This is a genomic window from Geobacter sp. AOG2 (assembly GCF_019972295.1).
Lineage (GTDB): Bacteria > Desulfobacterota > Desulfuromonadia > Geobacterales > Pseudopelobacteraceae > Oryzomonas.
Genome location: NZ_BLJA01000001.1, coordinates 2,601,935 through 2,621,018, shown reverse-complemented (window position 1 = coordinate 2,621,018; position 19,084 = coordinate 2,601,935). Strand labels below are relative to the sequence as shown.

19 protein-coding genes and 1 riboswitch are annotated in these 19,084 nt (G+C 57.2%); of the genes, 12 read left to right on the top strand and 7 right to left on the bottom strand.

What is annotated here, in order from left to right; genetic code table 11:
- Positions 1-81: 81 nt before the first annotated feature.
- Both LDN12_RS12030 and LDN12_RS12025 read right to left on the bottom strand, forming a co-directional pair.
- Positions 82-1,167 (bottom strand): cell wall metabolism sensor histidine kinase WalK, encoded by a 1,086-nt coding sequence (locus tag LDN12_RS12030; RefSeq protein ID WP_223922904.1) that lies wholly within the window; start codon positions 1,165-1,167, stop codon positions 82-84.
- Complete coding sequence (locus LDN12_RS12025) at positions 1,164-1,886, bottom strand: response regulator transcription factor (RefSeq protein WP_223922903.1); 723 nt, start codon at positions 1,884-1,886, stop codon at positions 1,164-1,166. The genes LDN12_RS12030 and LDN12_RS12025 overlap by 4 nt, the downstream gene beginning before the upstream one ends.
- 537 nt (positions 1,887-2,423) lie before the next feature.
- Between LDN12_RS12025 and LDN12_RS12020 the strand changes: the two genes are divergently transcribed.
- The 3 genes from LDN12_RS12020 to actP all read left to right on the top strand — a co-directional run bounded on the left by LDN12_RS12020 (position 2,424) and on the right by actP (position 5,379).
- Positions 2,424-3,215 (top strand): IclR family transcriptional regulator, encoded by a 792-nt coding sequence (locus tag LDN12_RS12020; protein WP_223922902.1) that lies wholly within the window; start codon positions 2,424-2,426, stop codon positions 3,213-3,215.
- Positions 3,216-3,358: 143 nt separating this feature from the next.
- Entirely contained in the window at positions 3,359-3,670 is a 312-nt protein-coding gene (locus LDN12_RS12015; protein WP_223922901.1) for a DUF485 domain-containing protein, read from the top strand.
- Positions 3,667-5,379, top strand: a complete 1,713-nt coding sequence (gene actP / locus LDN12_RS12010) for a cation/acetate symporter ActP (RefSeq protein ID WP_223922900.1) — start codon at positions 3,667-3,669, stop codon at positions 5,377-5,379. Before LDN12_RS12015 ends, actP begins: the two co-directional genes overlap by 4 nt.
- A gap of 141 nt (positions 5,380-5,520) precedes the next feature.
- Here the strand turns inward: actP and LDN12_RS12005 are convergent, their stop codons facing one another.
- Both LDN12_RS12005 and LDN12_RS12000 read right to left on the bottom strand, forming a co-directional pair.
- Positions 5,521-6,438 (bottom strand): lysophospholipid acyltransferase family protein, encoded by a 918-nt coding sequence (locus LDN12_RS12005; protein WP_275951778.1) that lies wholly within the window; start codon positions 6,436-6,438, stop codon positions 5,521-5,523.
- Between the two features lie 326 nt (positions 6,439-6,764).
- Positions 6,765-7,121, bottom strand: coding sequence for a hypothetical protein (locus LDN12_RS12000; RefSeq protein WP_223922899.1), 357 nt, complete (start codon positions 7,119-7,121; stop codon positions 6,765-6,767).
- Positions 7,122-7,190: 69 nt separating this feature from the next.
- Positions 7,191-7,266, bottom strand: a riboswitch (cyclic di-GMP riboswitch).
- A 306-nt stretch (positions 7,267-7,572) separates the two neighbouring features.
- Between LDN12_RS12000 and LDN12_RS17885 the strand changes: the two genes are divergently transcribed.
- The 4 genes from LDN12_RS17885 (at position 7,573) to LDN12_RS11985 (ending at position 10,404) form a co-directional block, all read left to right on the top strand.
- A complete protein-coding gene (locus LDN12_RS17885) occupies positions 7,573-7,701 on the top strand; it encodes a hypothetical protein (protein WP_274382213.1) in 129 nt (42 codons plus the stop codon).
- Between the two features lie 171 nt (positions 7,702-7,872).
- Positions 7,873-8,724, top strand: coding sequence for a ChaN family lipoprotein (locus LDN12_RS11995; protein WP_223922898.1), 852 nt, complete (start codon positions 7,873-7,875; stop codon positions 8,722-8,724).
- A gap of 106 nt (positions 8,725-8,830) precedes the next feature.
- Positions 8,831-9,325: a lipocalin family protein gene (locus LDN12_RS11990; RefSeq protein WP_223922897.1), complete on the top strand. Its 495-nt coding sequence runs from the start codon at positions 8,831-8,833 to the stop codon at positions 9,323-9,325.
- 446 nt (positions 9,326-9,771) lie between these two features.
- Positions 9,772-10,404, top strand: coding sequence for an acetate uptake transporter (locus LDN12_RS11985; RefSeq protein WP_223922896.1), 633 nt, complete (start codon positions 9,772-9,774; stop codon positions 10,402-10,404).
- Positions 10,405-10,673: 269 nt separating this feature from the next.
- Here the strand turns inward: LDN12_RS11985 and LDN12_RS11980 are convergent, their stop codons facing one another.
- Complete coding sequence (locus tag LDN12_RS11980) at positions 10,674-11,135, bottom strand: hypothetical protein (RefSeq protein WP_223922895.1); 462 nt, start codon at positions 11,133-11,135, stop codon at positions 10,674-10,676.
- Positions 11,136-11,350: 215 nt separating this feature from the next.
- Positions 11,351-12,538, bottom strand: coding sequence for an acetylornithine transaminase (locus LDN12_RS11975; protein ID WP_223922894.1), 1,188 nt, complete (start codon positions 12,536-12,538; stop codon positions 11,351-11,353).
- A 586-nt stretch (positions 12,539-13,124) separates the two neighbouring features.
- Between LDN12_RS11975 and LDN12_RS11970 the strand changes: the two genes are divergently transcribed.
- The 5 genes from LDN12_RS11970 to LDN12_RS11950 all read left to right on the top strand — a co-directional run bounded on the left by LDN12_RS11970 (position 13,125) and on the right by LDN12_RS11950 (position 18,207).
- A complete protein-coding gene (locus tag LDN12_RS11970; RefSeq protein ID WP_223922893.1) occupies positions 13,125-13,316 on the top strand; it encodes a hypothetical protein in 192 nt (63 codons plus the stop codon).
- Positions 13,306-14,094 (top strand): MIP/aquaporin family protein, encoded by a 789-nt coding sequence (locus LDN12_RS11965; RefSeq protein WP_223922892.1) that lies wholly within the window; start codon positions 13,306-13,308, stop codon positions 14,092-14,094. The genes LDN12_RS11970 and LDN12_RS11965 overlap by 11 nt, the downstream gene beginning before the upstream one ends.
- Before the next feature lie 29 nt (positions 14,095-14,123).
- Positions 14,124-14,906, top strand: coding sequence for an SDR family oxidoreductase (locus LDN12_RS11960; RefSeq protein WP_223922891.1), 783 nt, complete (start codon positions 14,124-14,126; stop codon positions 14,904-14,906).
- 62 nt (positions 14,907-14,968) lie between these two features.
- The gene (locus LDN12_RS11955) at positions 14,969-17,380 is read left to right on the top strand and encodes a glucan 1,4-alpha-glucosidase (protein WP_223922890.1); all 2,412 of its coding nucleotides are present in this window, start codon (positions 14,969-14,971) and stop codon (positions 17,378-17,380) included.
- A 233-nt stretch (positions 17,381-17,613) separates the two neighbouring features.
- Entirely contained in the window at positions 17,614-18,207 is a 594-nt protein-coding gene (locus LDN12_RS11950) for a transposase (protein WP_238482104.1), read from the top strand.
- Between the two features lie 35 nt (positions 18,208-18,242).
- Here LDN12_RS11950 and LDN12_RS11945 read toward each other — a convergent pair whose 3' ends face one another.
- Positions 18,243-19,016: a helix-turn-helix domain-containing protein gene (locus tag LDN12_RS11945; protein WP_223922888.1), complete on the bottom strand. Its 774-nt coding sequence runs from the start codon at positions 19,014-19,016 to the stop codon at positions 18,243-18,245.
- Positions 19,017-19,084: the final 68 nt, after the last annotated feature.

Genomic DNA, 19,084 nt, shown 5'->3' with positions numbered 1-19,084 from the left:
GGAGACTACCCTTACGGGTAACCTTCTCTCTGAATCAACGGTAGCAAGAAAAGGTAAAGCAATAATATCGAGTGTGTAAAGCTATGGTAAAGGATGCACCGGGGAGGGGAGGGTGAACCAGACGCGGGTCCAGGCGGTATCGCTCTCAGCGCCGACGTGCCCGCCGTGGGCTTCTATCAATTCCTTTACGATCGCCAGGCCGATGCCCGCGCCGCCGTCATTGCGCGACCGGGAACGCTCCGCCCGGAAAAACCGCTCGAAGATGAACGGGAGGCTTTTTTCGTCAATGCCTCCGCAACGGTTGGCAACTACGGTCTTGATGCCGTCGGCGGTCCGGGAGGTCGAAATGGTAACGGTTCCATGGGCGGGGGTATACTTCCAGGCATTGTCCACCAGGTTGCGGATGGCCTGGAGCAGTTTGTCCCTGTCGGCAGTCACCATCTCGCTGCCGGGTTCCAGGCGCCATTCCACCGCTATCTCCTTTTCCCGGAAATTCGGCTGGTACAGATCGACGATCTGATGAAGCTGCAGGTGCAGGGATATTTCCTGCCGGTCCAGATAGGCCCTTGCCGCATCGGCCCTGGCCAGTTGCTGCAGGTCTTCCACCAGGCGGACCAGGCGCATGGATTCGTTTTCCAGGATCGTGAAGGTTTCCCGCGAAGCGGGTATGACGCCGTCGCTCATCGCTTCCATGCAGCCGCGAAGGTTGGTCAGGGGGGTGCGCAATTCATGGGCGATATCGGCCACCATGTTCTTGCGCAGCCGTTCGATCTTTTCAAGGCTGTCGGCCATCTGATTGAAGGACCGGGCAAGTTGCCCCACTTCGTCCGAGGAGACCACGTCCACACGCTCGGTGTAATTGCCCTTGGCCACTTGCCTGGTAATGGCGCTCATCTGGAAAAGCGGCCGCAATAACTTGCGGGTCAGGAGGAAATTCAGGATCAGGGCGAGAGCCAGCGCGGCGAGTGAGGCCCAGATCAGATACCGGTGAATGGCCGTGAGGAACATGCGGTGGGAATCGACCGGGTCGATGTGGTACTGCTTCATGAGGACGGTGAAATAGTCGGCCGCCAACTGGTCGACGGCAAACCAGACCAACAGGATTATGACCGCGATGACCGGCACGGTGTTGCCGATCAGCAATTTCCAGAGCAGGCGCCGCCTCACGTGTCCCCCTGCGCTGCGATGTCATTGTTGAAGCGGTAGCCGTAGCCCCTGACCGTAAGAATATACTGGGGCATGGACGGGTCTTGCTCGATCTTCTGACGGAGTTTGCCGATGTGGACGTCGATGACCCTGTCGATAACCGCAATGCCGTCCTGATAGCAGTAATCCAGAAGCTCTTCGCGGGAAAACGCCTTCCCCGGCGAACTCATCAGCGCCTGCAGGAGCTTGTATTCGAATGACGTCAAGGTAAGCGGCCGACCGTCGAGCATGACGCTATGTTTGACGGAATCCAGCTCCAGGCCGCCGAAGGACAGGGTATCGCCGGGGGTTTGGGCCGGGACCGCCCCCGTCCTCCGCAGGATCGCTTTCACCCGTTCCACCAGTTCCCTGAGGCTGAACGGCTTGACGACGTAATCATCCGCCCCCATTGCCAGGCCCGTTACCCGGTCGATTTCTTCCTCGCGAGCGGTGAGCATGAGAATGGGGACATTGGATACCTTCCGCAACGCCCGGCAAATCTCCCATCCATCCAGCCCCGGCAACATGATGTCGAGGATCACGAAAACCGGCTTGTTCTCCTCGAACAGGGAAAGACATTTCCTGCCGTCATGGGCGAGGACGGTCGAAAACCCTTCGCGTTCCAGGTATGCCGCAACCAGTGAAGCGGTGGTGTGATCGTCCTCGGCGACAAGTATCGTCCCGCGGTCGTTGCCTGGCATGTTCGGGGACTCCTTTTCCGGTATCAACATCTTGTATCAAGTGTAACGCAAAACCGTTCGGTTCGCCCGGTTAATTTCACCAGCGTTCCGTGCGGTCAGTCGCGGGAAGTCGTTCCCTTGCTGTTTTGGCCGATGCCAAGGCGCGGCGACGCAGGTGCAGCACGGCCTGCATCAAGGAGTGCAGCGGTCGAAAGAGCCGCAATGACGAGTGCGAGCCAACCGCACGGGAGACGAGGTGAAGGGTGGTGTCGGACCGGCGCATCCCGGCAGATTCGGCCTTACACGCTTTTTTTACGCAATTACTTGCCTGTTTTGCAAAATGCGGTACCATTTTAAGTAATTGTTTATAAAGAATAATTTATTAATAAAAACGAGCAGAAAGAATATTTTTCCCGCATAAAATAATTATATTGCACAAAAAATAAAAAGCTGTTATTAAATAGTGTAATTGGTATGCAAACAATATTTTACGCAAAAAATGGTATACAAAATAGGTCCCGGCTGGCAGTCTTATAACATATTGAAAAAAGGAGAGTTATGTTTGAAACAAACTCAAGCTATACTGTCCAGTCAGTCAAAAAAGCGTTTGAATTGCTTGATTTTCTCTCTGAGCAAGCGACCCCTGCCGATCTGCCGCATCTGGCGGCCAAGGTGGGTATAACCCGCAATAAGACATACCGGATTCTGATGACGCTGGCAGAGGATGGCTTTGTTGACCGCGACCCGGTTAGCGGCTGTTATCATTTCGGTGTCGGTTTGAACTCGGTGCTGCTTGCCCAGAAAATTCTGAGCCATTCCAGTGTGATCAACCTGGCGCATCCTGTCATGGAAAGCCTCGCCAGGCAGCTTGACGAGGCGGTTTATATGACGGTCATCAGGGGGGATGAGGTGCTGTTCCTCGACATGGTCGATTGCGATCAGCAAATCAAGGCCAAGCCGATGATCGGGGAAAAGTTCCCGTTTTTTACCAATGCGGCCGGCAAGGTTATCAAGGCCCTCGAATCGAGGGAACTGCCGGAATGGTTGCCCACCACGAGGCGCGGGAAATCGAAGAATATGCCCGACCCCCAGAAACTCGCCTCGGAGTTGTCTGAAATACGTTCGAATGGCGGCGTTGCGATTGATCGCGACGGCCTTGGCGAAGGGATAAGCAGCGTCGCCGTAGCGGTAAAGGACTACGCCGGCAAGGTCATCGGGGCGGTAACCCTGCTCGCACCTTCGTTCAGGATGGTCCAGGAGCGTATTGAAAAGGAAATCGTTCCTTCGCTTTTAGTGAGTGCTGCGCTGATTTCCGCCAAATTTGGGTATATGCCGGCGACGCTCGGTTAAGCAACGTTGCGTGCCTGATGATTGCGGTCAAATTACAAGAAAGGAGATACATGCCGAAAACATGGAATCTGAAACGTATCACACCATCAGTGATAGCACCGGTACGCCAACAAAAGTAAGAATCATCCCAAAAGGAGGAAGCTATGTCGGAATCAATCGCAATCAAGATTCATAACGATCCCAGGTTTGCAAAACTGGTCAAAGAGCGTGACAGGCTCGGCTGGATACTCTCGGCAATTGTCTGCGTGATGTACTTCGGCTTTACCCTGATGATCGCCTATACCCCCGGCATTCTCACGGCGCCGATTGCCGCCGACAGTGTTATCCCGATGGGTATGCCGATAGGCATCGGCATCATTGTGATGTCGTGCATACTGACGGGCATCTATGTGTACAAGGCGAACAATACGTATGACCCGATCATGCGTGAAATCATGGAGGAGGCAACCAAATGAAAACAGCGAAAACCATCCTCACCTCCCTGATGTCCTCTGCCGCGTTGTTTGTCGCCAATATTGCCCAGGCAATGACCGTCGATTCCGGTCCCGCCCCCGCCGCACCGGCGGCGCCGCCCCCGGTTAACTGGCATGCGATCAGCATGTTCGTCGTCTTCGTTGCCATTACCCTGGTGATCACGTACTGGGCTGCGAAACGGACCAAGACCGCCGCCGACTTCTATGCCGCCGGCCGCGGCGTCACCGCCTTCCAGAACGGCTTGGCCATGGCCGGCGACTATATGTCCGCCGCCTCGTTCCTGGGTATCGCCGCCCTGGTTTACTTCAACGGCTTCTACGGCCTGATCTTCTCCGTCGGCTGGCTCGTCGGGTGGCCGATCATCCTGTTCCTGGTCGCCGAAAGGCTCCGCAACCTGGGCAAGTACACCTATGCCGACGTCGTCACGTTCCGGCTCCAGCAGGGTCCGGTGCGTACCATGGCGGCCATCGGCGCACTGATCGTCGTCGTCTGGTATCTGATCGGCCAGCTGGTGGGCGCCGGGCAGTTGCTGCACACCTTGGTCCCGCAGATTTCCTATACGGTCTCCATCGTCATCGTCGGCATACTGATCACCCTCTACGTAACGTTCGGGGGCATGAAGGCCACCACCTGGGTGCAGATCATCAAGGCCGGCCTGCTGCTGGGCGGTGCGACCCTGATGGCGTTAGGCGTCATGGTCCACGAGGGCTTCAGCTTCGCGAAACTGTTCTCCGACGCCGTCGCCCTGCATCCCAAACATATGGCGATCATGCAGTCAGTGGTAAAAATCGGAGCCAAGGCCAACCCGATCGAGTCGATCTCGTTGGGTCTCACGCTGATTTTCGGTACCGCCGGTCTGCCCCACATCCTGATGCGCTTCTTCACCGTTACCGACTCCAAGGCGGCGCGTAAATCCGTTCTGTACTCGACCTGCTTCATCGGCTACTTCTACATACTCACGTTCATCATCGGTTTCGGCGCCATCGTGATGGTTGCCAACAACCCGCAGTACGTAGTCGACATCACCAAGAACATCCTCAACCTCAAGGGCGGCGGCAACATGCCGGCCGTGTACCTGTCCCACGCCATCGGCGGTGACTTCTTCCTCGGCTTCATCGCGGCGGTTGCCTTCGCAACCATCCTCGCCGTCGTTTCCGGTTTGACCATGGCCGGTGTTTCGGCCTTGTCCCACGACATCTATGCAAACGTGATCAAGAAGGGGAAAGGGGACGAGAAAACGGAAGTCTTCGTCTCCAAGATTTGCGTTATCGGCTTCGGTGTCCTCTCCATCCTCCTTGGCATACTCTTCGAGAAGCAGAACGTTGCCTACATCGTGGCGCTGACCTTCTCCATCGCCGCGTGCACCAACTTCCCCATTCTGGTGCTTTCCGTCTTCTGGAAGGGGTTGACCACCCGCGGCGCCGTGATGGGTGGCTATACCGGCATCTTCGGTTCCATCGGCCTGCTGATCGTCGGCCCGACCGTATGGACCAAGATACTCGGCATGGGGCCGGCAATCTTCCCCTATGACTTCCCGACCTTCGTCGTCCTGCCGCTGGTGCTCATCGTTGCGTATTTTGTGTCGGTAACCGACAGCAGCGCGAGCGCACAGAAAGAGCGTGAGGCGTTCAAAGCCCAAATGCTTCGTGCCGAAACCGGCCTGGGTGCCGAGAAGGCTGCTTCTCACTGAGTTTAGGCGGTATTCTTCATGCAAAAGGCTGCCGGAAATTTTCCGGCAGCCTTTTTTTTTCAGGGTGGGGCGTCGAGCCTGCGGTGAAGGGAGGGAAGCCGCCGGTTGATTGATCGTTTCCCCTCCGGGGCGATCTTGTCGTTACGCGGCGGCCCCGGCCCGCTTCCAGCGCCGATGCACCCAGTACCACTGGGTCGGGTGCGACACCACGAAATCCTCCACATAGCGCGACAGGGCCTGGGTATCCTCCTGGATGCCCTCATCGCTCATGTCGCCGCTGAAGAGGTGTTCCGGGTAAAAGGAGAGCACATGCCGTTCGCCCTCGCGATAGAGGAATACCGGGACGAGCGGTACGCCGCTCTTTTTGGCGATGATTACCGGGGCCTTGGAGCCCCAGGCCTTGCGGCCCAGGACATCGATCAGGTACCCCTCCTCGGGGAAGACCGCCTGGTCGGCCAGGATGCCGACCATCTCCCGGTTGCGCAACGCCGCGAGAATGCCCTTCAATGCACCTTGCTTGTAGATCAGCCTGCTGTTGAAGCGTGAGCGCATCCGCTCGACCATGCTGTTGAGATAGGGGTTGTTCTGGCGGCGGGCGACCCCGGAAACCTCTTTGCCGAAGAGGCTGCTGAGCGTCAGGGACATGAGTTCCCAGTTGCCGCAATGGCCGCTCAGAAAGATCAGGCCCTTCCCCTTTGCCCTGGCCGCCTCGTAGTTTGCCCAACCGCGTATCTCGATATTATCGATGACCTCCACCCCCCGGCCGTGGTACAGCCGGCAGATTTCCATCAGGGATCTGCCCAGGTTCTTGAATGTTTCCCGTGCGAGCCCCGGTGCGTCGTCGCAGGGCGAATTCCAAAGCCGGTGGGCCTTCATGAACGGGAGGGAATGGTTGATGTTGTCGATGATGACGGCGCGGCGTTTGGGGACGATATAGGGGATGAGAAGTCCCGCCAGCGCCCCCAGGCGGCAGGTCAGAGAGGCGGGCAGGAGAGCGGCTGCCAGGGTGAGGCAATATATGACGGCCGTTTGAATGGCCCAGAAGATATGTTTCAGCACGCATCGGCGCTTTTCGGCGCCCCCCGGTCCCCAATGTGCGCACCGGTGGAACAGGCGGCAAAAACGCCGCGCACTCTGTATTTTAGTATCATCATCATATGGTTAGCATACACTACCCGGCGAAAAGGTTCTAGGCAATTACGACAAAAGACCCGAAACCAAAGCACAATTGCACATTATGTTCACAAATGTTTCACATCCGTCACAATGTTCCGCCCACATTACCCCAATGAGCTCCCCCAAGGCGTTATGCAACAGCCTGTCAACGAGGTGCGCTTTTTCGTCGTCGTACCCGATTTGATCTTGCAGGGGAGGATGGTGAACGGCTAAAAGGAAACACCGAGTTTGACGCTGAGGCCCCCAAGGCAGGCGACCTCCTGGTGGGGAGCATTCGGTCGCATCCGGTTGTCCTGGGGGCTGCCGCCCGCGTCGTAGATGAAGGTGACCGACATCCTGTTGAAGCGGACCATGACGTTACCGTCATCGTCCAGGGCCAGACGGGTCTGTTTGGTGGAACGGGCCTGCGGGTGAGATTGGTTGAGTTGTTGCGGATCGGCCAACCTTAAATGGACCAGGTTTTCGGCTCGGGCGGGCAAGGCGGAGGCAAACAGGCACAGTGCGGTACCCAGTGCGGCGGCCATGAACAGGCAGGGTGTTGGGCGACGGTGCTGCTTTGCTCGCATACGTTCTACCTTCCCTTCTTCCCTGCTGTGGGCACAAAAAAAGCCGGGTCGCCAATATCATCTCGATATTTCGGCGACCCGGCTGTCTCGGTGAGACCCTTGGGCTTTCCGTCCCATCCTCGCGGATGGTTTAGTATTGTCGATATCCTTCTGTTTTATGATCTCACCTTACCTTTTCCTGCGCAGATAATATGTGACGGCCGTCACATCCGGACGGGTTTGCCTGTTTTTAGTTCCCTGCGGCCCGAGGCTGTAGGCTTGATCAGACCCCTGGCGATGAGGCGTGTGAGGCGCTCCGGGAATCGTCCTTCTTCTCCTCGGCATCGTTTTTCCAAACGCCTCATGTCTGCTTTCAAGGGGCGTCAGCACATTTTATTTGCGTTCACCCCCTTCAGACGGATTATAATGTAAAAAAAGGGGGAAAGCTTATACCGGGAAAGGGGGAAGAACCATGGTGATCTTCATGTTACTCTTTATCGGCGGAACGGTTTTGCTTCTCGAATCGGTATGGGGAAGGCACCTCAAACATGTCGATTCGCATCATTTCGATTTAATGGCTGGAGACGAAGGCGACGATTAGTCCTGTCCGGCCAGGTGCACCGGCAGTTCAAAGTACGTGGCGCAGAGGCCGCTCCGGATGGGGGCGGCCTCTGTTTGACCCGGAGCGGAAAATAGCTGTTTCCGCAATCGGGTTTCCAACCCGGACCATGCCTGCTATAGTCGCGGTTATCTTATCCACGAAGGAGATTCAGTGAAAACATTCCTCGCCTTTATCTTGGTGGCAGGTATGCTGCTTTCCACGGGCGCCGGTGCGCATGCCGCCATGGAAATTATCGGTATGAGCGGCAAAGCCCCGGTGGCTTTCGGTACCTTCGTGGAAGACATCGGGCGATCCCAGGTGGTCTTTATCGGCGATACCCACGACGACAGCCGTGTCCACGCCAAACAGCTGGAAATCATACGGGCGCTTTATGCCAAAAACCCCCGATTGGCCCTGGGGCTCGAGATGTTCACCACGGATAACCAAAGGTATCTCGACGACTGGACCAGGGGGAAATTGGACGAGAAAGAGTTTGCCGCCATCTACGCCAGGAATTGGTCCTACGGCTGGAACCTGTACCGGGACCTGTTTCTCTTTTGCCGCGACAATCAGATCCCCCTGATTGCCCTTAACGTACCGAAAAGGATCATAGCCAACGTGGTAAGGCGGGGCGCCGCGTCGCTCAGCGAGAGCGACAGGAGCGAATTGCCGCCGGGGCTCCGCTGGACTTTGCCCCCCCGCCAGGCCGAATACCTGAGGCGCATCAGGCAACAGGCGTTCGGCAACGCCCCACCGCCGGTTCCCGCCGTCAATTTCGAAGAGGCGCAGGCGCTTCGCAACAGCACCATGGCCTACACCATCGTCAAGTACCGGCGCGAATTCCCCGAGCGCAAGGTCGTGGTGATCGCGGGAACGTGGCATGCCATCAAGAACGGGGCGCCGGAATGTCTCAAGGACTTCGGAGGCGCCACGTATAAGGTGGTGCTGCCGGACCTGGTCGAATTCGACTGGCTGAAGCCAACCGCCGATGACGTGGACTACCTCATGCCCAGAGGCAATTAGTGTTTGTGCGGCAACTGCCGACACCTGGTGAAAACCGACCGAAATCGACTGCGAAAGCCGGAAAATGAATTCATCGTTACGAACTGAAATCACCACGATTTTGATTATGGCCGCGGTCCTGTTTGCCGGGGCCGGCAACGCGGCAACCGCCCCCCTTCCGGTTTCGCCGGTCCAGAGCGTCGATCTGGCGCGCTATATGGGGGTCTGGTATGAAATTGCGCGGTTCGATCACTTCTTCCAGGAAGGATGCCGGGGAAGTACCGCCACATATACCTTGTTACCCAGCGGTGAGGTCGAAGTGATCAACCGTTGCGTCGATGAAAAGGATAACAGCCGGCGTGAAGCGAAGGGGCGGGCCTGGTCGGTCGATCCCCAGGGCAACGCCCGCTTGAAGGTAAGTTTTTTCTGGCCGTTCAGGACAGACTACTGGATCATCGATCTGGGGCCGTCATACGAGTACGCCGTGGTCGGTTCGCCCAATCGGAAGTACCTCTGGGTGCTGGCCCGCAAACCGGTGATGGAGAAGGATGTTTACCAGCATATCCTTGACCTGGTAGCCAAACAGGGGTTTCCCCTGGAGAAGTTGGTTCGCAAACCCTGAAGCCAGGCGGGCGGCCCCGCCGGGTCGCCCCTTGACAGGGGGCGATGTCCCGCGTCAAAGGCCCCCGCGCATGCCTTTTTCTTCCCGTTTCCGCACCATTCCTACAAATCCGCACTTCACGCGTTTCCCCGCGGCCATGCCCCCCTCTGTGCTTTTGCACTTTTGCAAAACCCGATTTGCAGTTATGCAAATGCCCGCCATAGCCGCACTAACAGTTTGAACTGGCAGGATTATAGTTTTTTCCGTCTTCCTGTTGCGTAAATCGTCAAAGCCGGTTTTTGCAATGCTGCAAAACGGGCGGGAGGGGGCGGTTTTGTGCCTTAGAACGTAACTTGCCGTAATGTAACGATATTTGTGTGAATACAAAAATATATAACGTTGGTATGCTACTTGCTGAATGATCAGAGAGCGAAATAACATATCGCAAAACGAAATAGGAGGATGAAATGAGTGACATGAAACTGGGAAATCCTGCGGTAGTCGGCCTCGCTGGTTTTGGAATGACAACAATGGTGCTGCAATGCCATAACCTGGGCTGGTGCGGTATCGCTCCCGTCCTCTGGCTCGGGCTCTGCTTCGGCGGTTCCGCCCAACTCATCGCAGGACTGATGGAATTCAAAACCGGCAACAACTTCGGTTTTTGCGCCTTTACCGGTTATGGAGCTTTCTGGATTTCCCTTTGCCTCATGGTGATCTTCGGGAAGAACCCGGAACTGGTCAAAGCCTACCCGACGCTGGCATTTTCCGCCAACGATCTCGGATTCTTCCTGGTAGCATGGACCATCTTCACCTTCATCCTCTTCGTCGCCTCGATGAAACATCATGCGACCCTGGCCTTTATCTTCCTTACCCTGCTCCTCGGCTTTATCGGTCTTGACCTGAAAGAGCTCGCCGGCAGCGCCCTCGCCGGGACCTTTGCCGCCTATGACCTGCTGATCTGCGCCTTCTCCGCCCTGTACCTGATGGCCGTTGCCGTGTATGCCGAATCCGGCATCAAGCTTCCTGTGGGCGAGGCCTGGATCAAGGACAAAGCTCCCCAGGTCAAGGAAAGCCTCGCTACGAGCAAGGTTACCGCGTAAGCACCCCCTCCGGCCGCATCCCGCGAAGCGGCGCTGGAGAACCGGGGACCATTCCGGTGTGAAAAGTTTGAAGGGCCATGCCGACCGGCATGGCCCTTCTTCTTTGTGCGCTTTCGAAACGGCGGGCATGCCCGGTTCCGACCCTCCATGGCCGGCTTCCGAGAGGCGGCATAATGGCCGGCGCGTTGCCGGCGGCTATAGTGCGGCCGGATCGCGGCGATAACGGATCGCCAACGGCGGCGCAGGGTGCGGAGCCCGGCCGGCTACCGCTACCACAGGTAAATGGATTTGTTGTCGAAGTGGCGCCGGTTGAGATACAGGAACACGTTCAGCAGCAGGAACAGGACGAACACGCCGAAAGCATTGAGGCGGTAGGGGTGGTCGGGGACAATGGCCCCCGAAGCGGTGACGATCTGCTGGACCGGGAGCAGAAAGAGGTTGGCGATGCCGTTAAAGGCGACGCCGAAATTGTAGATGATGAGCAGCCAGAGGGTGAGCCGTTGCCGCTTCAGGATTCCGACGATGAGGTATAGAGAGGTGACGCTGTCGGCAAAGATCAGTAATTCGCTGGTCTCCTCCGAGTATTGTTTCCCCATGAAGGGAAACGGCTCGCCAAGGTGGGAAAGAGTCAGGAGCATGGAAAAGAGGTAGACGCCGACCAGGGGAGCCAGCACAAACTGCCTCCACCTCTCGCTCGACACAACCACGGCCTTGTGATCCGTCTCTTTCAAGGTACCCCTCCATTATCTGCCCGTCAATGCAGCGGGGATGAACCTGCGGGTTGCCGGGAAGCCGCGCCCCCACCGGCACCGCCGTCCTGCCCGGCAGCCGGTGCGCACTTTGCGGCGGCATTATAAAATAGATCAGCGTTATATTAACAGAATGCCGGGCCGTGCGCAAGATAAGTTCACTCGTTCCGGATAAGCGGTATGACGCATGCCCACCATTATTGGTCAGGTGCTCTCCTTATTGAACATACCCGGTCAAGAATCGCCAGGCAGCCATCGACCTCGTCCGCCGTGACGTTCAAGGCCGGCATGAAGCGTAGGGTGTCGGGCCTTGTGGCGTTGATGATCAGTCCTTGGTCGCGGGCCGCTTCGGCAACCGAATCGGCATTTCCCTCCGGCACGGCAAGCGCCAGCAAAAGGCCGGTGCCGCGTACCTCTCCGAGTCCGTGCCTTGCGGATAGCGTCCGCAGACCGGCCGCCAGGCGTTCTCCCATTTCCCGGACATGCTCCAGGAAACCCGGCCTGAGCAGCTCTTCCAGTACCGCACATCCCACGGCTGCCATCAGCGGATTACCGTTGTAGGTGCCGCCTTGATCGCCCGGCGCAAAACAGCAGACCGCCTCCTTGGCCAGCAGCGCCGCCAGCGGCACCCCGCCGCCGATTCCCTTGCCCAGGGTCATGATATCGGGCTCGATACCGGCCTGCTGATAGGCGAACAGCGAGCCGAGCCGCCCCATGCCGGTCTGCACCTCATCCAGAATGAGCAGGATGCCGTGCTCGTCCGCCAGGTTCCTCAAGCCCTGGAGAAACTCCGTGCCGGCAGGAATTACGCCCGCCTCACCCTGCACCGGTTCCAGCATGATCGCCACCGTCCGTTCACCGATCGTCGCGGTCACCGCGTCCAGGTCTCCGAGCGGCACTTTGACGAAACCGGGGACTTTCGGCTCGAACAGCTCCTGCCAGTGCGGCTTGCCGGATGCCGACATGGTGGCCAGGGTACGGCCATGAAAACCATTGATCATGGTAATGATCTCAAAGGCGTTCTGTTTGTGGACGGCTCCCCATTTGCGGGCCAGCTTGATGGCTCCCTCGTTGGCCTCGGCACCGCTATTGGCAAAAAATACCCGGTCGAAGCAACTGTTGGCCGTGAGCAGGTCGGCAAGCCGTATCGACCGGTCGTTATAAAAAGCCGGGCTGGGGCTGATCAGACGGCTTGCCTGGTAGGCAAGCGCATCAACGACCGCCTGCGGAGCATGTCCGAGTGAATTGACCGCCCATCCCTGGATGAAATCGAGATAGCGGTTGCCGTCGCTGTCGAAGAGCCACGACCCTTCGCCTCTGGTCATGATCAGCGGCGGCCGGTTGGTAATGGTCATCAGGGTGTCGAATGCGGATAAACTGGACATGCGGACTCCTCCTGTTCGTGCTCCCCGGAGGCGGAAAATAAAAAACCCGCCTCCAATGGGGGGCGGGTTTCCGTAAAATTGTCTGTGTAACGTCACAAACGCATACTATCCCGCCACTCCATGGCTGGTTCTAATAATCTGCGTATTGCGGCGGACTCGACGGATCATGGGCTGTACTTTGCCCAAGTGTGCCGAGGTTGTCAAATGGTTTTTGCCTCACTTCGCCTGCAAGGAAGAGAAGAGGGTGCCAGGCCTGCAAATTTCAAAATTTGAATAGTGTAGGCCCGGCACCTGATCTTTTTCCTCAAGGCAAGTCCCTGTGAACCCCTCCTCCAATGCCTAAAATTGTATGAATTTCGATATGTTTCGTACGCTACCCGTAACGTCGAATACTTGGAAAACTACACCGGAAACCCTCCATTATATCTGTCTGCTTGACAGGGCCGCTTACGCATTATCCCCCGCTGGCGGCACCCCCGTCCGCAACGGAAATATATCTGCCGAAAATAATGTTACACTTATCAATAAGCACTGGCCCTTATGTCTATGCAGCAAACCTGTGGCACGACCAAGAGGGGAGGCAGTCATGACTAAAACATATACATTCACGACCAAGCATTACCCTGTAAACAACCTGTTGGCACTCGACTTACAAGAACACTTGGATCAAATGGCCAGGGTAGGCTGGGAACTGGCCGGCACCCGGCAACTTGTCAACGACCATAGCCCTACCACCCCGCAGATCATGTTTTTCTGGGGCAAGGATAATGAGGATTAAGGAGGCGCAAGGCCGATCCGTCCCATGGCTGCTGTACGGCGCGGAGTTTTTGGGCACGGCGCTGCTCATAGCCTTTGGATTGTCGATCGTGATCCTGGCATTCGGGGAGGGGAGCCCCGTGGTCCGACTCATCCCGAGTACCGGCTTGCGCCGTCTGCTCACCGGATTTCTGTTCGGCTCCACCGGGGCTCTGATTGCGATCTCGCCTCTCGGCAAAGAAAGCGGGGCTCACATCAACCCGGTCGTCACCTTGGCTTTTCGGCTGTTGGGCAAACTGAAAACCCGCCATGCCGTTGGTTATGTTCTCGCGCAGTTCGCGGGCGCAATGCTGGGCGCCTTGCCGTTACTGGCATGGGGGGAGATGGGGCGCAGCGTATCGTTCGGCGCGACACTTCCGGGGCCGGGCTACGGTATCGTCCGGGCATTGGCGGGAGAAACGGTAACGACCTTCGCACTCATCGTCGGGCTTTTCTTCTTCCTGCGGCATCATCGGCTCAGGCCTTTCACACCGGCCCTTTTTCCCTTCCTGTATGCCATCATGGTCTTTGCGGAGGCGCCGATTTCAGGCACCAGCACCAATCCCGCCCGCAGCCTGGGGCCGGCGGTGATCGCAGGCGCCTGGCATGGCTGGTGGATTTACTGGGCCGGACCGTTATTGGGCACTCTTCTGGGGGTGGCTGCGTACCGGTTTACGGGTCTGGGTTGGCTGAAGATCGAGGTTGCAAAGCTTTACCACTTCGAGCACGACCGATACGGGGTGTTTCGCGGGAAGACATGAGTTGTTGCCGGAGGAAAGAGAGGAACACCATGAACATAAGGTTGGATAATAAACGGGCCATCGTCACCGGCGGCAATTCCGGCATTGGTGAGGCAATTGCCGTATCCCTCGCCGAAGCGGGCGCACGGGTGGCAATCAACTACGTCACCCATGCCGAGGTTGCACAGGCGCTGGTACAGCGTATCCAGGAACAGGGCGGCACCGCCATGCCGGTCGAAGCCGACGTATCCGACCCGGAGGCGGTCGCTGAAATGTTTAAAAACATCGATGCGACCTGGGGCGGAATCGATATCCTGGTCAACAACGCGGGTATCGACGGCGGCCACGCCTTCGGTTGGGAGGCCGATAGCGCCGCGTGGCGAAAGGTGATCGAGGTAAACTTGCTGGGGACCTTTTTTTGTGCCCGCGAAGGCCTGCGGCGGATGATATCCCAGCAAAGCGGCGTCATCCTCAATATCAGTTCGGTGCATGAAGAGATCGCCTGGTCCGGCTACAGCGCCTACACCGCCAGCAAGGCTGCCGTAAGTATGCTCACCAAGACTCTGGCCCAGGAAGCCGCTCCGCACGGGGTGCGAATTCTGGCGGTCGCACCAGGGGCGATCAAGACGCCGATCAACCGTTCTGTCTGGAATGATCCGGGAAACTACCGGGACTTGCTGAAAAAAATCCCGCTGAATCGAATCGGCGACCCGGAAGAGGTTGCCCGCATGGTAGTGGTGCTGGCCTCGGATATTGCTTCCTACGTGACCGGCCGCACCGTCTTCGTGGACGGCGGTATGACGGATTATCCCGATTTTGCCCACGGCGGCTAGCAGGTCCGTGTTGCTGGCCGAAAGCAAAGGTACCTGTTACGGAACCCAAAAAAGGAGTCACTATGGATGCCCCGAATCATAACGCACCAGGATGGCCGGGGATTCCGGCACGCTGGACCTCCAGCGCCAAGTCGGGAGTAGGCGCTTCTCTTGGCGATAAAAGCCGTGTCTGGTTCACTCTGAGCCACGGGATCTTCAACGAGATCTACTACCCGCGTCTTGATCAGGCTTGTGTGCGCGATATGGGACTGGTTGTTACGGACGGAGCGGGCTTCCTCTCCGAGGAAAAACGCGATGCTGCCAGCGAGGTTCACTGGATGGCCGAAGGCGTACCGGCCTTTCGCGTGGTCAACACGTGCCGCCAGGGTCGCTACCGGATTGAAAAGAAAATTCTTGCCGATCCCCAACGGGATGCCATGTTGCAGCAGACCCGGTTCATTGCCCGGGAAGGGCAGATACAGGATTACCGGCTTCTTGTGCTGCTTGCGCCGCACCTGGGAAATCATGGAGCCGGCAATACCGCCTGGGTCGGCGAGTACAAGGGCATGCAAATGTTGTTCGCCGAACGTGACGGCAGCGCGCTTGCTCTGGCCTCATCCGTTCCCTGGCTCAAGCGTTCTGTGGGGTTTGTGGGGTTCTCGGACGGCTGGCAGGATGTCTCGTCTCACCAGCAGATGACGTGGGACTACGCGCGGGCCGAAAACGGTAACGTTGCCCTGACGGCAGAGGTTGACCTGGAAGCCGGCAATGGCGAATTCCTGCTGGCGCTTGGGTTCGGAAGTAACGCCGCCGAAGCGGGAAACCGCGCCCGCGCCGCGCTCCAGGACGGATTTGACGCCGCGTATTCGGTGTATGTCGAGGAATGGCAAGGCTGGCAGGCGAAGCTGCTCCCCCTCGACAAGGACCGGACGAATCATCGGCAAAATTTTTACCGGGTCAGCACGGCCGTCATGCGCACGCACGAGTCTTTCCATTTTCCCGGAGGGATGATCGCCAGCCTTTCGATCCCGTGGGGATTCGACAAAGGCGACAACGACCTGGGCGGCTATCATCTTGCCTGGCCGCGCGATCTGGTGGAGTCGGCGGGGGGGCTCCTGGCCGCCGGCGCCCATGAAGAAGTCCGTCGCGTACTCTGCTACTTGCAGGCGACCCAGGAGGCGGACGGACACTGGGCCCAGAACATGTGGCTGGATGGTTCTCCCTATTGGAACGGCATCCAGATGGATGAAACCGCTCTTCCGGTTCTTCTCGTGGACCTGGCCCGGCGGGAAAAGGCGCTGGCTGAGAGCGATCTGTCCCGGTTCTGGCCAATGGTGCTGCAAGCCGCGTCCTACCTGGTCCGCAACGGACCGGTGAGCCCCCAGGATCGCTGGGAGGAAGATCCGGGGTATTCGCCGTTCACGGTCGCTGCCGAAATAGCCGCTCTTCTGGCGGCGGCGGACCATGCCGAACTGAACCATGAACCGTCCATCGCAGGCTACCTGCGCGAGACCGCCGACGTATGGCATGCCGCCATCGACCGCTGGATGTATGTTACCGGTACCGACTGGTGTCGCGAGTACAAGGTCGATGGTTATTACGTTCGTATCGCCCCGGTCGAGGCAGGGGATGATGTGTCCCGCTTTCAGGAGAGTATCCCTGTCAAGAATGTCCTACCTTCGGAGGCGAGCAACCTCGCCTGCCATCTGGTGAGCCCTGACGCCCTGGCTCTGGTTCGTTTCGGCCTGCGTACGGCAGACGATCCGCGCATACTCGAAACGGTCAAAATCATCGATGCGCTGCTCAAGGTGGAGACACCACCGGGCCCCGTCTGGCATCGCTACAACGGCGACGGCTATGGCGAACATGCGGATGGCGAACCTTTTGACGGCACCGGGCTTGGCCGGGCATGGCCGCTGCTGACCGGCGAGCGAGCCCACTTCGAGCTGGCGGCAGGCCGGGAAGGAGAGGCGCAGCGGCTTCAGACTGCCCTGGAATCCTTTGCCGGCGAGGAAGGACTGCTTCCCGAACAGATCTGGGACGTGCCGGACCTTCCTGAGCGGGAACTGTTTTTCGGGCGGCCGTCCGGTTCCGCCATGCCGCTTGTCTGGGCGCATGCCGAGTACCTGAAGCTGCTTCGCTCACTGCATGACGGGCGGGTCTTCGACCTGCCGCCACAAACCGTGCAGCGCTACCTGGTGGACAAAACCGGATCACCATACGCGGTGTGGCGCTTCAATCACAAGATCCGCTCCCTTCCCGCCGGAAAGATCCTCCGCATCGAGACGCTGGCCCCTGCTGTCATTCACTGGAGCGACGACGATTGGAATACGGCACATGATACCGCCACGCTCGATACCGGCTTGGCTATCCATGTTGCAGATCTGGCGACAACATTGATCCCGGAAGGGAAACAGTTGAAATTCACGATCTATTGGCCGGATGCACATCACTGGGAAGGCGTTGACTTCACGGTCGCGGTTGGTTCTCTATAAGGACCGTGGTTTTCTGATGGGATGCAGTGAAATGGGAGGTGGGAGAAATCTGGGGAGAAATCTGGGGACATAATACTAATTCCACCTTGACGTTACGGAGAAATCTGGGGACATAATACTAATTCCACCTTGACGTTACGGGTATCTGCTCATAATATTCCGCCATGGCCCGCATTTCTCGAATCGTTGCTCCAGGTTACCCCCACCACGTCACCCAGCGGGGGGTCCGCTCCATGGATGTATTCCATTCCGACGCGGACCGGTTCGCATACCTCTCCTTCTTATCCGAGGAGTCGGCTCGTTTCGGACTGGACATCCTGTCCTGGTGTCTCATGACAAATCACGTCCACTTCATCGCAGTACCTCACAGCGAGACATCGCTTGCCCAGGGTTTCGGAGAGGCACATCGCCGTTACACACGCATGAAAAACTTCTCCCAGGGGGTTCGCGGCTACCTGTTTCAGGGACGATTCAGTTCGTGCGTGCTCGACCAGCGGCATCTGCTGGCGGCTGCGCGTTATGTGGCATGGAATCCGGTAGTTGCCGGCATGGCGAAGACACCATGGGAATACCCTTGGTCAAGCGCCTGCTTTCAGTGCGGAATGATTGATTATGACCCTTTGGTGAAAGACCGGACGCTACTGGGATTGATAACGGATTGGCGGGAATTTCTAAGTTCAGGAGAGGAAGAGGATTTGAAACTGCTGCGCGAGACAACGCGCACAGGCAGGCCGGCGGGTGATGAAGAATTCGTTGAGGTGGTAGAGGGAATCACTGGTAGGGAGTTAAAGAAAAAGCGGGCAGGCAGGCCTGCAATGCCCAAGTAATTTGTATTATGTCCCCAGATTTTCCAGATTTTACCCTAGCGATAGAAGTTCGACGGAGTTATGCCAAAATGTCGCCGGAACATAGCAGTAAATGCACTTTGACTTGCATAACCACAATCAAAGGCAATATCAATAATCCGCTCACCACTGGCAATTTTACGAAGCGCATACAAAAGTCTGGCCTGTTCACGCCATTGAGAGAAGGTCATGCCAGTTTCTTTCAGAAAAAGCCGATGCACGGTTTTGGTTGTCACTCCCAATTGCCTTGACCATTGGGCGGCAGTGTAGGAATCAGAAGGTTGATCAATCAGTGATTCACAGATAAATTTAATGCGCACATCATGTGGCATGGGAAGATGGAGAGACAACACATCAGATATTCGCAACTCATCGACCAGTAGGCGCATAAGCCGCCCATCTCTACTTTCTTCCGAATAGCTCTGCGATACTTGAACCGCTGCCACAATGAGTTCACGTAACAGCGGCGAGACGTTTATAACGCAAGTCTTCTCCGGAAGTGCCTCGATCTTTACCTCGTCAATGTAGACAGTGCGCATCTTCACATCACCGGACATTTTCACTTCATGGTTAAGGCCAGCTGTAATCCATAACGCTCGATTCGATGGCACCACCCATGACCCCTCAGCCGACTGCACGAGCATTACACCTTCAATTGCATAAAGAAGCTGCCCTCGTGGGTGGGAATGCCATCCTGTTGAAGCACCGTCAGAATAGTTCTTCTTCAGTACCACAATTGGGCGATCTGAATTGTGCAGATCAAGATTTTTCCAGATAAGATAGTCTGACATGTCCCAAACTCTACAGTTTTTGTCATTATAGCGTGATACAACACATTATGAAAGTCGTATGATAGTAA

Excerpts from the sequence above, each read along its gene's own strand:
- LDN12_RS11955 (WP_223922890.1), top strand. The coding sequence starts at position 14,969 with ATGGATGCCCCGAATCATAACGCACCAGGATGGCCGGGGATTCCGGCA.
- LDN12_RS11950 (WP_238482104.1), top strand. The coding sequence starts at position 17,614 with ATGGATGTATTCCATTCCGACGCGGACCGGTTCGCATACCTCTCCTTC.
- actP (WP_223922900.1), top strand. The coding sequence starts at position 3,667 with ATGAAAACAGCGAAAACCATCCTCACCTCCCTGATGTCCTCTGCCGCG.
- LDN12_RS11960 (WP_223922891.1), top strand. The coding sequence starts at position 14,124 with ATGAACATAAGGTTGGATAATAAACGGGCCATCGTCACCGGCGGCAAT.
- LDN12_RS12020 (WP_223922902.1), top strand. The coding sequence starts at position 2,424 with ATGTTTGAAACAAACTCAAGCTATACTGTCCAGTCAGTCAAAAAAGCG.
- LDN12_RS17885 (WP_274382213.1), top strand. The coding sequence starts at position 7,573 with ATGGTGATCTTCATGTTACTCTTTATCGGCGGAACGGTTTTGCTTCTC.
- LDN12_RS11975 (WP_223922894.1), bottom strand. The coding sequence starts at position 12,538 with ATGTCCAGTTTATCCGCATTCGACACCCTGATGACCATTACCAACCGG.
- LDN12_RS12015 (WP_223922901.1), top strand. The coding sequence starts at position 3,359 with ATGTCGGAATCAATCGCAATCAAGATTCATAACGATCCCAGGTTTGCA.
- LDN12_RS12025 (WP_223922903.1), bottom strand. The coding sequence starts at position 1,886 with ATGCCAGGCAACGACCGCGGGACGATACTTGTCGCCGAGGACGATCAC.
- LDN12_RS11985 (WP_223922896.1), top strand. The coding sequence starts at position 9,772 with ATGAGTGACATGAAACTGGGAAATCCTGCGGTAGTCGGCCTCGCTGGT.
- LDN12_RS11990 (WP_223922897.1), top strand. The coding sequence starts at position 8,831 with ATGGCCGCGGTCCTGTTTGCCGGGGCCGGCAACGCGGCAACCGCCCCC.
- LDN12_RS11970 (WP_223922893.1), top strand. The coding sequence starts at position 13,125 with ATGACTAAAACATATACATTCACGACCAAGCATTACCCTGTAAACAAC.
- LDN12_RS11965 (WP_223922892.1), top strand. The coding sequence starts at position 13,306 with ATGAGGATTAAGGAGGCGCAAGGCCGATCCGTCCCATGGCTGCTGTAC.
- LDN12_RS12000 (WP_223922899.1), bottom strand. The coding sequence starts at position 7,121 with ATGCGAGCAAAGCAGCACCGTCGCCCAACACCCTGCCTGTTCATGGCC.
- LDN12_RS11945 (WP_223922888.1), bottom strand. The coding sequence starts at position 19,016 with ATGTCAGACTATCTTATCTGGAAAAATCTTGATCTGCACAATTCAGAT.